At 67.9% G+C, this 14,495-nt stretch carries 12 protein-coding genes; 5 read left to right on the forward strand and 7 right to left on the reverse strand.

The features are described from left to right. Positions 1 to 87: 87 nt before the first annotated feature. Positions 88 to 564 carry a GFA family protein gene (locus ACE026_RS08975; RefSeq protein WP_486038725.1) on the forward strand — a complete coding sequence of 159 codons (477 nt, stop codon included), beginning with the start codon at positions 88 to 90 and terminating at the stop codon, positions 562 to 564. 96 nt (positions 565 to 660) lie between these two features. Then, complete coding sequence (rlmB, locus tag ACE026_RS08980; protein ID WP_486038726.1) at positions 661 to 1,407, forward strand: 23S rRNA (guanosine(2251)-2'-O)-methyltransferase RlmB; 747 nt, start codon at positions 661 to 663, stop codon at positions 1,405 to 1,407. 112 nt (positions 1,408 to 1,519) lie between these two features. Here the strand turns inward: rlmB and ACE026_RS08985 are convergent, their stop codons facing one another. From ACE026_RS08985 to ACE026_RS08995, 3 genes are read right to left on the reverse strand one after another with little or no spacing between them, the layout of a single operon-like run. After that, positions 1,520 to 2,959, reverse strand: coding sequence for an efflux transporter outer membrane subunit (locus ACE026_RS08985; protein ID WP_486038727.1), 1,440 nt, complete (start codon positions 2,957 to 2,959; stop codon positions 1,520 to 1,522). Next, on the reverse strand, positions 2,956 to 4,926 hold the full coding sequence (locus ACE026_RS08990) for a MacB family efflux pump subunit (protein WP_486038728.1): 1,971 nt from the start codon (positions 4,924 to 4,926) through the stop codon (positions 2,956 to 2,958). The genes ACE026_RS08985 and ACE026_RS08990 overlap by 4 nt, the downstream gene beginning before the upstream one ends. Continuing rightward, positions 4,923 to 6,191 (reverse strand): efflux RND transporter periplasmic adaptor subunit, encoded by a 1,269-nt coding sequence (locus ACE026_RS08995; RefSeq protein ID WP_486038767.1) that lies wholly within the window; start codon positions 6,189 to 6,191, stop codon positions 4,923 to 4,925. Before ACE026_RS08995 ends, ACE026_RS08990 begins: the two co-directional genes overlap by 4 nt. 172 nt (positions 6,192 to 6,363) lie before the next feature. Between ACE026_RS08995 and ACE026_RS09000 the strand changes: the two genes are divergently transcribed. The 3 genes from ACE026_RS09000 (at position 6,364) to ACE026_RS09010 (ending at position 11,688) form a co-directional block, all read left to right on the forward strand. Beyond that, a complete protein-coding gene (locus ACE026_RS09000; RefSeq protein ID WP_121041545.1) occupies positions 6,364 to 7,092 on the forward strand; it encodes a response regulator in 729 nt (242 codons plus the stop codon). Beyond that, positions 7,089 to 8,507, forward strand: a complete 1,419-nt coding sequence (locus ACE026_RS09005) for an ATP-binding protein (RefSeq protein WP_313211684.1) — start codon at positions 7,089 to 7,091, stop codon at positions 8,505 to 8,507. Before ACE026_RS09000 ends, ACE026_RS09005 begins: the two co-directional genes overlap by 4 nt. 208 nt (positions 8,508 to 8,715) lie before the next feature. Next, a complete protein-coding gene (locus tag ACE026_RS09010) occupies positions 8,716 to 11,688 on the forward strand; it encodes a two-component regulator propeller domain-containing protein (RefSeq protein ID WP_486038729.1) in 2,973 nt (990 codons plus the stop codon). Positions 11,689 to 11,694: 6 nt separating this feature from the next. Here ACE026_RS09010 and rnt read toward each other — a convergent pair whose 3' ends face one another. The 4 genes from rnt to ACE026_RS09030 all read right to left on the reverse strand — a co-directional run. After that, positions 11,695 to 12,282 (reverse strand): ribonuclease T, encoded by a 588-nt coding sequence (gene rnt / locus ACE026_RS09015; protein WP_088433103.1) that lies wholly within the window; start codon positions 12,280 to 12,282, stop codon positions 11,695 to 11,697. Between the two features lie 112 nt (positions 12,283 to 12,394). Further along, a complete protein-coding gene (locus ACE026_RS09020; protein ID WP_486038730.1) occupies positions 12,395 to 12,904 on the reverse strand; it encodes an HvfX family Cu-binding RiPP maturation protein in 510 nt (169 codons plus the stop codon). 24 nt (positions 12,905 to 12,928) lie between these two features. Continuing rightward, on the reverse strand, positions 12,929 to 13,684 hold the full coding sequence (locus ACE026_RS09025) for an HvfC family RiPP maturation protein (protein WP_486038731.1): 756 nt from the start codon (positions 13,682 to 13,684) through the stop codon (positions 12,929 to 12,931). After that, the coding region (locus ACE026_RS09030) for an HvfB family MNIO-type RiPP peptide maturase (protein ID WP_486038732.1) at positions 13,677 to 14,495 on the reverse strand (819 nt) is incomplete at its 5' end. The genes ACE026_RS09025 and ACE026_RS09030, both read right to left, overlap by 8 nt.

A 14,495-nucleotide genomic window follows, 5' to 3' on the forward strand; every position in this document is an offset into this window, starting at 1 on the left:
CCCCCCGCGGCAGGTGCCGACCGTTGGTCGGCACACTGTCTACCCGCCCACCGTTGGTGGGCACACGGATCCCACCGGAGCGATCCCATGCAGGCCCTCCCTGAATACAGCGGTGGTTGCCAGTGCGGCGCGATCCGCTTCCACGTGGTCGGTGCGCTGACCCACAGCTCGATCTGCCATTGCCGGATGTGCCAGAAGGCCTTCGGCGCGTACTACGCCCCCTTGGTCTCGGTCCGTGGCAGCGAGTTCCGCTGGACCCGCGGCGAGCCCCGGCGTTTCCAATCCTCCAACATGGTCAAGCGCGGCTTCTGCGCCGACTGTGGCACCCCGTTGACCTACGAAGCTCCGGATGGCGTTGCGGTCGCGGCCGGCGCCTTCGACGAACCGGCCCGCCTGCCGCCGACGATCCAGTACGGGATCGAGGCCAAGCTCCCGTTCGTGGATACCCTGGGTTCGCTCAGCGCGCTGCGCAGCGAAGAGGACGCCGAGGCCGGCGACTTCCTGCTGCATATCGTCTCCCACCAGCACCCGGACCACGACACCGCGGAGGGGCCGCCGGGCTGAAGGGGCCCGTGAACGCCCCCCGTGAACGCCCGGCAGGGCAGGGTGGGCCTTGATGCTCTACCATTACCAACCCCTTTACCGGTCCCGCCCCCCGCAATGAGCAAGCAAAGCCAGTGGATCGTCGGCGTCAACGCCGTCGCCTCTTCGATCGAGAATGATGCCGAGAACGTCCGCGAGGTCCTCATCGAGGCCGGTGCGAAGAACCCGCGTCTGACCGAGATCGAGGAAAACGCACGCCGCAAGGGCATCGACGTGCGCAAGGTGAACACCCAGGCGCTGGACGGTGTGGGCGGTTCGGTGCGTCACCAGGGCGTGGCGGCGCGCTACCAGGCCGCACGGACCTGGGGCGAGAACGAGCTGGAAGGGCTGGTCGAAGCGGCCGAGGGCAAGGCCCTGCTGCTGATCCTCGACGAGGTCCAGGACCCGCACAACCTCGGTGCCTGCCTGCGCAGCGCAGCGGCCGCCGGTGCCACGGCGGTGATCATTCCCAAAGACAAGTCCGCCTCGGTCAATGCGACCGTGCGCAAGACCTCGGCCGGCGCGGCCGACCGTATCCCGGTGGTGCAGGTGACCAACCTCTCGCGCTGCCTGAAGGACCTGCAGAAGCTGGGCGTGTGGATCTACGGCCTGGCCGGTGAAGCCACCGAGTCGCTGTATGCGATCGACCTCAAGGGCAACGTGGCGCTGGTGCTGGGCGGCGAAGCCGACGGCCTGCGCCGCCTGACCCGCGAAAACTGCGATGGCCTGGTCAAGATTCCGATGCCTGGCGATATCGAAAGCCTGAACGTCTCCGTCGCCACCGGCGTGAGCCTGTTCGAAGCAGTGCGTCAGCGCGGGGTGTAAGCCGCGCGCTTGCCCCGAGGGTAGAGCAACGCCATGCGTGGCTGAGCGGTGCCGGATCCAGAGGCAGCTACGCATGGCGTTGCTCTACTTGTGATGCGCCGGGCGCGGGGGATCACCCCGCGCTGCCCCCCAGCGCCTTGAACAACGTCACATCGTTGATCAACTGCCGCTGCCTCACCGAGGCCAGTGACAGCTCGGCATCGCGCCGGGTCTGCTGCGCTTCCAGCCAGGTGCGCAGGTCGGTGGCGCCGACCCGGTAGCGCACTTCATACATCCGCTCGATCTCCACCGCTTCGTCATAGGACGCCTGCGAGGCCGCCACCTGCGTGGCGAACTGGGTGCGCGCCGACAGGGCGTTGTCCACTTCCGACAGCGCGGTGTACAGCGTGCGGCGGAACCCGTTGGCCGCAATCTGGTAGTCGGTGCCGGCCAGGCGGGTGTTCAACTGGGCCTGGCGCACATTGAGGAACGGCAGTGACAGCCCCGCGCCCAAGGTGGCGACCGGATTCTTCAGCACGTCCGAGAGCGAGGTAGCGCCGGTGCCGACGCTGCCGGTCAGGCTCAGCGCGGGGTAGTACTGGGTGGCGGTGACCTTGATGGTCTTCAGGCTGTTGCGCAGGCGCAGCTCGGCGGCGCGCAGGTCCGGGCGGCGGCCGCGCAGATCGGCCGGCAGGCCTTCGGCCACGACCGGGCTGCCCGCGCGCTGCAGCTGCTGCGGCTCATCGCCCAGGGCCAGCGGCTGCCCATCCAGCAGCACCGTCAGTGCATTGCGCGCGGCGACACGCTGCTGCTCCAGTGCACTCTGCGCAGCACGCTGTGCCTCCAGGCTCTGTACGGCCTGGCGCACTTCCAGGCGCGACACCGCACCGGCATCAAAGCGCGCCTGGACCAGCTCGCGGGTGCGCTCCAGGCGCTCCAGATTGGCCTGGCCGGCGGTAATCGACTGGTTGAGGAAGGCCAGTGTCCAGTACTGCGTGGCCACGTCGCTGATCACCAGCAGCGCGGTGTTCTGCAGGTCTTCCTGGCTGGCCTGGGCTTCCCACTGGGCGATGTCACGCTGGGTGCGCAGGCGGCCCCAGAGATCGATCTCCCACTGCAGGGACACGCCGGCCGAGCTGCCGCGGTTCCAGTCCGCGCGCTGGTCGATCGGGCGGTTGCCGCTGCTGCTGACGCTGCCCGAGGGCTGCGGCCACAGCGCGTTGTCGGCCAGGCCGGCCTGAAGGCGCGCGCGCTGCACCGCCAGCCCAGCCGAGACCAGGTCGGTGTTGGCGGCCAGTGCGCGATCGATCACGCGGTCCAGCCCGGTGTCGCCGAACTGGGTCCACCATGCATCGCTGCGGACATCGGCGGCAGCCGCATGCGGCTGCTCGCTCACCGCCTCGATGGGCGTGTTCAAGGTGGCATCGCCACGACCATAGGTGGCCGGTACTGCCGGCGCCTCGACCTGGTAGCGACCGGTGCTGACGCAGGCCGACAGGGCCAGTGCAGTCACGCAGGCCAGGGCCAGCGGACGCAGCGAAGCGGGGTGCAGCAGAGCAGGAGAAATCTTCATTCGCGCGCCAGCGCCTCCACGGGATCAAGTTGGGCGGCATTGCGGGCCGGCAGGAAACCAAACGCCACGCCGATCAGGCTGGAGCAGGCAAAGGCGGCCACGATGGACGCGGTCGAGAACAGCATCTGGAAGTCCGGCGCGAATTTCCCGAACAGCCAGCCGACCACCAGCGACAGGCCGACGCCGAGCAGGCCGCCGAGCAGACACACCAGCACCGCCTCGATCAGGAACTGCTGGCGGATATCGCTCTGCCGCGCGCCGACGGCCATGCGCACGCCGATTTCGCGGGTGCGCTCGGTCACCGACACCAGCATGATGTTCATCACGCCGATGCCGCCGACCAGCAGCGCGATCGCGGCGATGGCGCTGATCAGCAGGGTCATCGTGCGGGTGGTCTGCTCGATGGTCTGACGGATCTCGGCGCTGTTGCTGAGGAAGAAGTCCTCGGTGCCGTGGCGCATGATCAGCAGCTTGGAAATGGCGGCCTGGGCGGCATCCATCGGGGTGGCGTCATCCACGCGCACGGTGATGCTGGAGACATGGCTCTGGCCGAGCATGCGCGACATCACCGTGGTGTACGGCACCCACACGCTCAAGCTGGTGCTGCCACCGAAGCCGAAGCTCTGCCGCTGCGCCACGCCGACCACGCGCACCGGCACGTTGCCCAGCAGGATCACCTGACCGATCGGATCCTCGCCATTGGGGAAGAACTGGGTGCGGGTGTTTTCATCGATGATCGCCACCTGGGCCAGGCTGCGCACCGCATCGGTATCGAAGAAGCTGCCGGCGATCAGGGTCACGCCCTTGACCCGGAAGAACTGCTCGCCCACGCCGTTGACCTGCGCGGTGGCCGATTGATTGCGGTAGCGCGCGGTCACCGAAGAGGACACGCTGGGCGTGGCGCTGTCGATGTAGCTCTGCCGGCCCAGCGCATCGGCGTCGCTGGCCTTGAGGGTCTGCACGCGCGCCGAGCGCATGTCGCCGAAACCGCGGCCGGGATAGACATCGATGGTATTGGTGCCCAGCGCGCTGATGTTCTGCAGGATCTGCTGCTGGGAGCCATTGCCCATTGCCACCACCGAAACCACCGAGGCGATGCCGATGATGATGCCGAGCATGGTCAGGAAGGTGCGCAGACGGTGGGCGTTCATGGCCAGCAGGGCCATGCGGAACGCTTCGGTGAAACGATCCCGCGCGGCCCGCCAGCTGTGGCCCTTGCCGGCCGCCACGGTCGGTTGGCGCTGTGCGCGGTAGCTCGGCGCCTTCGGATTGATGCGGTCGGCGATGATCTCGCCGTCGCGGATCTCGATGATGCGCTGGGCGTGCTCGGCCACGCTCATGTCGTGGGTGACGATGATGATGGTGTGGCCCTCGGCGTGCAGCTCGCCAAGGATGCCCATCACCTCTTCGCCGGATTTCGTGTCCAGTGCGCCGGTGGGTTCGTCGGCCAGGATCACCTCGCCACCGTTCATCAGCGCCCGCGCGATCGAGACGCGCTGCTGCTGTCCACCGGAGAGCTGGCCGGGTTTGTGATTCATGCGGTCGCCCAGGCCGAGCCGCTGCAGCAGCTGTTCGGCCCGCGCGGTGCGGACCGGCCCCGGGCTGCCGGCGTACACGGCCGGCACGGCCACATTGCCGCGCGCGTCCAGATCGCCCAGCAGGTGGTAGCGCTGGAAAATGAAGCCGAAATGCTCGCGGCGCAGCTCGGCCAGTTCGTCCGGTTCCATGCGGCCGGTCTCGCGGCCGGCCACCTGGTAACTGCCGCGCGTCGGCCGATCCAGGCAGCCGAGGATGTTCATCAGCGTGGACTTGCCCGAGCCGGACTGGCCGACGATGGCGACCATCTCGCCGGCCGCGATGTCCAGATTGACGTCGCGCAGCACGGCAATCGTTTCATCGCCTGCCGGGAACTCCCGGCGCAGGTCGCGCAGCCGCAGCAGCGGCGTGCCCGTCGAGGCGCTGCTCATCGGCGCGGCCCACCCATGCCGGGGCCGCTGATCCGCACGCTCCCACCTCCGCGGTTGCCGGCACCGGCACCCTGGGCGCCGCCGCCTTCGCCGACGATGACCTTGTCGCCTTCTGCCAGGCCGGACAGCACTTCGGCATTGGCGCCGTTGTTGATGCCGATCTTGACCTTGCGCGGCGCGGGCATGCCATCGGCATCGGCCACACGCACCATGTACTGCCCGTCGCGGGTCTTCGGGCCGAGCGCAACGGCCGGGATGATCAGCACGTCCTTGGCCTGCTTGAGCATTACCGAGACCTGCGCGGTCATATCGATGCGCAGTGTGCCGTCCGGGTTTTCCACGTCGAACAGTGCGTTGTAGTAGACCGCGGTGCTGGAGCTGGAGCTGGACGAACTGGAACTGCTGGCGCTGTCGTTGGCGATCGAGGCCGGTGCCGGGTTGATCTGGCGCAGCGTGGCATGGAACTTCCGGTCCGGCTCACCGAGCGTGGTGAAGTACACCGGCATACCGGCTTTTATCTTGACCACGTCCGCTTCGGAGACTTCCGCATTGACCGTGACCAGGTCCAGACGGGCCAGCATCACGATGGTCGGCGCGGTCTGGTTGGCGTTGACGGTACGGCCTTCTTCGGCGACCACCGCGACCACGGTGCCGTCCATCGGCGCGGTGATGCGGGTGTAGGCCAGGTTGGCGCGGGCGGTGCCCAGTTCGGTCTCGCGGCCCTTGATCTGTGCATCGAAGGACTGGATCTGGGCGCGCGCGGTCTTGAGCTTGGCATCGGCCGCATCGAACTCGGCACGCGAGGTGGCCTCGGCGGCGAGCATCTGCTGCTGGCGAGCGAACTCGAGCTCGGCTTCACGCAGGCTGGCCTGCTGCACCGCGCGCTGCGCCTTGACCTGATCCAGCGATGCCTGGGCGTTGAGCACCTGGTTCTGCTGGGTGGTGGCGTCGATCTCGGCGATCAGATCGCCTTCCTTGACGCTATCGCCGAGCTGGACCTTCAGCGATTTGATCTGACCGGAGGCCTGCGCACCCACGCTGACCAGCTTGTAGGCATCGATAACACCGGTGGCTTCCACCGTCTGTTCAATATCGCCACGGCTGACCGGCGAGGTCGCCAGAGTGGGTGCGGCCGGCTTGCGCAGCATCCATGCCACAATCGCGGCGATCAGCACGAGGATCACGAGCAGCAGCAGGAGGCGAGCACGGCGGGTTCTGGGCAAACGGGGCTTCACGATGATCGTCAACTCGGCAGGCCGGTGCATCGGCGTTGTCAGCATTGTGAAGATCGTTCACCGCCGGCTCAATGCTCGCCGTGTACCAAGATGTATCCCTGCGGTGCACAACGCATTTCATTGTGTATCTGCATCACCTTTTGCAACAGACGTACGTAAACCAGGAGATGCGGTTCAGCTCCCGACAGGGGATGATCGCCGCATGGAGACTGCCAACAGCATGCACAGACTGCTGATCGTCGATGACGACAACGATATCCGCCAGCTGCTCGCCGAGCAGCTTGGCCGCGCCGGTTACCTGGTGAGCACGGCCAGCGATGGCCAGGGCATGCGCCAGCTGCTGGAGCGCGAACACGTCGACCTGATCGTGCTCGACCTCAACCTGCCGCGTGAAGACGGCCTGACCCTGTGCCGTGACCTGCGCGCGCGCTCGAGCACGCCGGTGATCATGTTGACCGCGCGCAGCGAGCCGATCGACCGCGTGCTGGGGCTGGAGATGGGCGCCGATGACTATCTGGCCAAGCCGTTCGAACCGCGCGAACTGCTTGCCCGCATCCGTAACGTGCTGCGCCGCACCGAGGCGCTGCCGGCCAACCTGGAGCCGCTGGCGATCCGCCGTGCACGCTTCTCCAGTTGGATCTTCGATCTCGAACACCGCCATCTGGTCGATCCCGATGGGCGCGTGGTGGTGTTGTCCGGCGCCGAATTCCGGCTGCTGCGGGTGTTCGTCGGGCATGCCAACAAGGTGCTGTCGCGCGAACAACTGGTGTCGCTGAGCAGCGGCCGCAACTACGAATCGCAGGACCGCGCCATCGATCTGCAGGTCAGCCGCCTGCGCAACAAGCTGGCCGACGATGGCGGCAGCGATGGCCTGATCAAAACCGTGCGCAACGAAGGCTATGTGCTTGCTGCGGCGGTCACCCTGGAATGAAACGCCTGCGGCACTTCTTTTCCTCGATGGTGGGGCGACTGTTCGTCATCCTGCTGCTGGGCATGAGCGTGGCCGCGATCGGTGCGACCATGCTGGCCAGTACCAAGCGCCAGCAGGAGTTCGAGCGGCAGAACCTCAACCGCATCGCCGACCGCCTGCAGGGGTTCGTGAATCTGCTGGACGGCAATCCGGAGCTGCGCCAGCGGCTGCTCACCAGTGGCGGGCCGAGTGTGCGGCAGCTGCCGGAGGGGGCACGCATCGGCCGGCCCGATGCCGCGCTGATGGAGATCCTCGATGATCGGCCCGGCCCGGTGGCGAGCAGCCAGGTGGCTTTCACCTCCTTCCGCTCCTGCCTGCCGCGGTTGCCGGAGCTGCTGCCGCCGCCCCCGCGCGACAAGGAAAAGATGCGGCACCCGCCGCGTGAGCGCGACCCGGCCTTCATCCCACCCAAGTGCCGCGTGGTCACGCTGCAGCTGACCGACGGCACACCGCTGCGGCTGGCACTGGATTCCCCCGCCGTCGCGCACAATGGTGTGCTCGCGGTAGACCCGTTGTTCCTGACCTTGCTGGTCGTGGCGATCGCGATCCTGGCCTACATCGTGGCGCGCATGGCCAGCGCCCCGCTTCAGCGGTTGGCCGATGCCGCCGCCGCGCTGGGTGATGATCTGCAGGGTGCCCCGATGCCGGTGACCGGCCCGTTTGAAGTCCGCCGGGCTGCGGAGGCGTTCAACGCCATGCAGAAGCGCCTGCAGCGCCATCTTGGTGAGCGCACCCAGATGCTGGCGGCGATCACCCATGATCTGCAGACACCGGTGACGCGCTTGCGGCTGCGGCTGGAGAACGTCACCGATGAGACATTGCGTGAACGCCTGATCGCCGATCTGGGCGCGATGCAGGCGCTGATCCGTGAAGGCCTGGAGCTGGCCCGCAGCGCCGAGAGCGCTGAACAACGTGCCGCGCTGGACCTGGATTCGCTGCTGGAGAGCATCGTCGAAGATGCCGCCGAAGCCGGCGCCGATGTCCATTTCGAGCAGCCCAGCGGGGCGGTACTGATGCTGCGCCCCTTGGCGATGCACCGCCTGTTCTCCAACCTGGTCGACAACGCGGTGATGTATGGCCAGAGCGCCCGCGTGCGGGTGGAGCAGGCCGGGCAGGACGTGGAGGTGCGCATCCGCGACAGCGGCCCCGGCCTGGCCGAGGACGAGCTGGAGGCGGTGTTCGACCCGTTTGTGCGGCTGGAGACCTCGCGCTCGCGCCAGACCGGCGGTGCCGGGCTGGGGCTGACCATCGCCCGGGCGTTGGCCGAAAAGGACGGCGCGACGCTGCACCTGCGCAACCATCCGCAGGGCGGGCTGGAAGCGATCGTCCGCTGGGCCGCGCCGGCGCGGGCGGCGGCGGGGCCACGCGGGGGCTGACGCCGGTCCCCCAAAGCGAAAGGATTTGCCTACTATGGGCATCTCTTTCCAGCGTCTCCCCCATGAGAGCGTACGACTCTGCCAGCCATCGCGCTGGTGCACGGCCGTTCCCCCCATGCACACGGCGCCTGCCCAAGGTTGATCCATACGGATGAGCGATCGGGGGGGCAGGATCCGGTGGCGGCCGGCACAACTGACGTTCCCGGGCATGCCAACGCTGCAGGCGGCAGCGCTGTGGCTGTTGCTGCTGTGCGCGCTGCCGTGGTCGCTGTCGGCGCAGGACGGGCCGCCGCCGCTGCGCGACTACGCCATCGATGTCTGGACCTCGCGCAACGGGCTGCCGCACAACTCCCTGCGCGACATCGCGCAGACGCCCGAAGGGCACCTGTGGTTCGCCACCTGGGAAGGCCTGGTCCGCTATAACGGCCTGGATTTCACCGTGTTCGACCGCAGCACCACGCCGGGCCTGCGCGATAACGGAGTCGGCGCGTTGTTGGTGGACCGCAGCGGCGGATTGTGGATCAGTGACTCGCGCGGCAACGTGACCCGGCGCGGCTCGGACGGTCGCTGGCAGGTCTGGGAGCACCGCGCCGATACGCCGCAGGTGCTGATCCAGGCGATGCAGATGGACAGCCATGGGCGCCTGTGGCTGCTGTACGAAGGCAAGGGGATCGGCAGCCTGGGGCCGGACGGGACGTTCGACTATCAGAAGCCACCGGCCGACGTGCCGATGGCCATGAGCTTCACCAAGCTGGTCGTGGATGCGCAGGACCGGGTCTGGGTCGGCACGCTCGACGGGCTGGTCGTACGCGATACCGACGGCGTGCTGCGCCGTGCGCCGGACAGCTGGGGGCTGGGGCATGGCCTGGTCTGGCCGTATCGCGCGCCGGACGGGGTGATGTGGGTGGTGGCCGGTGAGCGCATCTATCGCATGCAGGACGGCGCACCGCTGCTTCAGCACCGGCTGCCGGGCGTGACCCACATCACCGCGATGCTGCAGGACCGCCATGGCGACCTGTGGCTGGGCACCGAGAATCAAGGTCTGCTGCGGTTGTCGCGGCACGGGCTGGAGCGATTGCCGCCGGGCCTGTCGTTGCCCGGCGGACGCGTGGTCAGCCTGCGCGAAGATGCCGAGGGCAGCATCTGGGTCGGCGCCAACGGCGGGCTGTATCGCCTGCGCGAAACCCTGTTCAGCAGCTTCACCGAGCGCGACGGGCTCAGTGGCGACTACGTGCGCACGGTGTTCGAGGATCGCCAGAGGCAGCTGTGGATCGGCAGCGCCAGTGGCCTGGACCGGCGCGACGCGCAGGGCCGCTTCAGCGCGGTGCCGCTGCGCAACAACGTCGGCAAGAGTCCCTCGGTACTGAGCCTGGCCCAGGATCGCGAGGGCACGCTGTGGGTGGGCACCTTCGGCGATGGCATCTTCCGGATCAACGAACAGGGCCAGCGCCTGCGCGACTACGGCACGGCCGAAGGGCTGCCGGGCGGCAACATCCGCGCGATCAGCATCGACCGCGATGGGGTGGTCTGGGCCGGTACCCAGAAGGGGGTGGTCCGCATCGAGGCCGGCAAGGCCGAGCAGCCGGCGATCCCGGGCATGCCGACCGGGTTGATCACCGCCCTGACGCATGACGACGACGGCGCGTTGTGGATCGGCACCATCGAGGGAATCCGCGTGCTGCGCGGTGACCGGGTCCAGACGATCGATCTGCAGCCGTTGGGCGGTGGCCGCAGCGTGTTCGGTTTCCAGCAGATCGGTGATGCGATGTGGGTCAGCACCGACCGCGGTTTGTACCGCTACCAGGAAGGCACGCTGGCGCGGGTCGGCCTGGAGCAGGGCATGCCGGTGGATACGGTCTTCCAGCTGATTCCCGATCGCGTGGGCAACGTGTGGATCAGCAGCAACCGCGGGGTGCTGCGCACCGACATGGCGATGCTCAACGCGGTCGCCGATGGCCGCGCCGAACGGGTCGAAGTGGAGCACTACAACGAGATCGACGGCATGGCCAATTCGCAGGCCAACGGCAGCTCCGGGCCCTCGGCGATTCTGCGCCAGGACGGCACCTTCTGGGTGGTGACCGCAGGCGGCTTGAGCACGGTCGATCCATTGCGCCTGCAGCGCTTCCGCGAGCGCCTGGCGCCGCCGGCGGTGATCGAGAACGTGCAGGTCGATGGCGCGCCCCTGCATTGGCAGGGCAGCAATCACAATTCGATTCCGGGCGGGCGCCGGCTGAGTGTGAGCTACGTCGGCCTCAGCTATCTGCTCTCCGAGCGGATCCGCTACCGCACCCGTCTGGATGGCCTGGACAAGGGGTGGATCGAACGTGGCCAGCAGCGCAGCGTGGAATTCATCGGCCTGCCGCCGGGCGACTACACGCTGCACGTTTCCGCCGCGCATCCAGGCGGTGTCTGGAGCGACAGCGAAGCGGTCTGGGAATTCACGGTAGAGCCGTTCCTGTGGCAGCGCCACAGCGTGCAGTTGATCGCTGCGCTGTTGTTGCTGGCTGGGCTGGTGGCGCTGTACCGGTATCTGATCAACCGGTACAAGGCCAGCAACGTGCGGCTGGCGCGGATGGTGCAGGAAGCCACCCTGGATCTGCAGACCCAGACGGTCAACCTGCAGGCACTCAATCAGGAGAAGACCGAACTGGCCGACCGCCTGGCGGTGCAGACCGAGGCGTTCGAGCGGCAGGCCCGCGAAGATGCGCTGACCGGTCTACCGAACCGGCGTGCATTCGATGAAGCACTGGCGCGCGACTTCGCCCGTTCGCAGCGCAGCCGTCACCCGCTGTGCCTGGTGGTGCTGGATATCGATCACTTCAAGGAAGTGAACGACCGGCACAGCCATTCGGTGGGCGACGTGGTGCTGGTGGAAGTGGCGCGTCTGTTGGCCTCGGCCTGCCGCGATTCGGACATGCCGGCGCGGACCGGTGGCGAGGAATTCGCACTGCTGCTCAACGACACCCGCCTGGATGAAGCGGCCCAGGTCTGCGCGCGCCTGCGCGGGCTGTTCCATGATCATCCGGACTGGGCCGGTATTCCGGGCCTGAAGGTCACTTTCAGTGCCGGTCTGGTCGAACTGGACGCTGCCGACCGCACCCCGATGCTGCTCTACCAGCGTGCCGATCGCGCGCTGTACCGCGCCAAGAGCGAGGGACGCGACAGGACCGCTATCGGGTGATGCCGCTCAGGGGCGCGGCCAGCTGTTGGCAACCTTGCAGAACAGTTTGGCGGTCTGCTCGGTGTCGTACACCGCGCTGTGCGCTTCATCGGCATCCCAGCCCAGCCCGGCGGCGGTGGCGGCGCGTGCCAGCACGGTCTGCCCATAGGCGATGCCGCCGAGAGTGACGGTGTCGAACACGCTGAAGGGATGGAACGGGTTGCGCTTGTGGCCGGTACGGTTGACGGCCGCATTGACGAAGCCCAGATCGAAGTGGGCGTTGTGCCCGACCAGGATCGCGCGCTGGCACCCGTACTTTTTCATCGCCGCCCGGATCGGGGCGAAGATGTGGTCCAGCGCATCGCGCTCGACCTTGGCCAGCCGGAACGGGTGATCCAGGATGATCCCGGTGATTTCCAGCGATTTGGGATCGATCTCCAGGCCTTCGGCCGGCACCACGTGCGCGCTGGCGGTCTGGCCGGGATAGAGCAGGCCGTTCTCGTCCATCTCGATCGGAACGGCGGCGATCTCCAGCAGGGCGTGGCGATCAGAATCGAATCCACCGGTCTCCACGTCCACCGCCACCGGCAGGAAGCCGCGGAAGCGGGTTGCCATCAAGCGCTGTGCAGCAGCGGGCAGTGCGTCGGCAGCAGCCGGCGCGTCGGAGCGGGGGAGGTCGTCAGTCATCGCACCAGTTTAGCAGAGCGGCCTGTACCCCCCCCTGCGCTCAGGCCAGGGCTGGGGTGCGCCCGCGGCCGCGGCGCAGTAGATGATCCAGGCTCAACGGGCCGGCACCCTGCACGGCCAGAGGCAGCAGCATGGCCATGAACAGCAGCGGCAGTTTGAAGTTGCCAAAGCCCTGATCGGTGATGACATAGCCCATCGCCAGCTCGGCCAGCCCATTCCAGTGCATCGGCCAGTGCACGGCGGCGGTGGCGACCACGGTCAGCACCAGCAGGCAGCTGGCGGCCAGGCGGGTCCCCAGCCCGAGCAGCAGGCAGGCTGCACCGACCAGCTCGAACCAGGTGGCCAGCTGCCAGTTGAGGGTGGCCGGCAGCTGGTCGAACGGAAACGGGAAGGCCTGCTGCAGGTCCTCGAACCAGTTCTGGCCACGCAGTTTTTCACGGCCGGACTCGAAATACTCCCAGCTCATCAGCAGGCGCAGGCCGAGCGGGGCCAACCACGGGCCGAGACGATCCAGCCGGTCGCGCAGGGCGACCAGGGGCGGTGACTTCATCGATGCGATTCCTTTGTGGAAGGGTCAGGAAACGGGCGCGGCGGGCCCGATCACGCCGTTGTCGTGGAACTGGCGCAGCAGGGCGGCGCCGGGCAGGCGCAAGGCATCGGCCGCCATGCCGTGCGCCTGCGCGAGCTGCTGCAGGTAAGTGGCCCCGGTGCTGCCGGGGTGCTGGCCGATCTGCTCCAGCAACTGCGCGGCCATGGGGCTGATCACGGCGAAGCGGACCTGGCCATCAGGGTCGCGCCGGACCAGCAGCCCGGTCGGCTCGGGGGCGGGCTGCGAGGGCGCGTCATGGGTGCCGAGCCGATGCACCGGCCAGTGATAGAGCAGTGGCCAGGCCAGCGGCGAGCGCTGCAGGGCAGCGTGCATCGGGTCCATGCCCGGCGAGGGCGGCAGGGGCTGCGTGTCCAACTGGTAGAGGGCCGTTTCCACCCACTCGTAATGGGCCAGTTCGGCCAACGCCGGGTGCGGCAGCGTGGCCTGGTGCTGCAACCACTCCACGAACTCGGCAGCCAGTTCGGTGAACAACGGGGTCTGCGCGGGGTGGCCGGCAAGGAAGCGCCGGACCAGGGTGGCCCACGCCGCGTCACCCAGCAGCTGCACGCAGACCGGGAAGCCGTTGCCGAGAAGCCCGAGCACGTTGTTGAACACCAACCGCTGGTAGATGCCCAGCCGGCGCGGGTCCATGCCGTCGGGTGCGGCGATACGGTCCGGGTCGCGCAGATGCGCGGTGAACGCCCTCTGCTGTGCGTGCAGGCGCGCCGGGGCGTCAGTCATGGCCGTTCCCGGCATGGGCGGCCATCAGCTGGCGGATGTGCTGCAGTTCGCCGCGCAGTTCGGCATACGGCGGGAAATTGAAATCACGTTCCAGCAGCGTCGGGCGCGCACCGATGCGCGCATAGGTGCGGGCGAGCAGGTCCCAGACCGGATCGATCACCGCACTGCCATGGGTGTCGATCTTCAGATCGGGCGCGTCGTCCAGATGGCCGGCCACATGCAGGCACACGATGCGCGCTGCCGGCAGCCCGGCGATGAACGCATCGGCGTCGTAGCCGTGGTTGCAGGCGTTGACGTAGACGTTGTTGACGTCCAGCAGCAGATCGCAATCGGCCTCTGCCAGCACGGCGTTGGTGAAGGCGAGTTCGTCCATGGCCGGTTCCGGGGCGAGGTAGTAGGACACGTTCTCCACTGCGATGCGGCGACCCAACAGGTCCTGCACGCGGGCAATGCGTGATGCAGTGTGGCGCACCGCTTCCTCGGTGAAGGGAATCGGCAGCAGGTCGTAGAGGTGGCCGTCATCGCTGCAGTAGCTCAGGTGTTCGCTGTACAGCGGCACGTTGTGCCGCGCCAGGAAGCGTCCTACCTGTTCCAGCAGCACGGTATCCAGCGGCGCGGTGCTGCCCAGCGAGAGCGACAGCCCATGGCAGGTGAGCGGCTGGCGCGCGGCCAGTTCGGCGAGTGCTTCACCGGCCGGCCCACCGACGCCGATCCAGTTTTCGGGCGCGCACTCAAGGAAGTCGATATCGCCGGCGGGCGCGTCACGCAGGTCCTGCAGCAGGGCGCGGCGCAAACCCAGTCCGGGGGCCGC

This window comes from Stenotrophomonas sp. AGC87, from assembly GCF_057333975.1.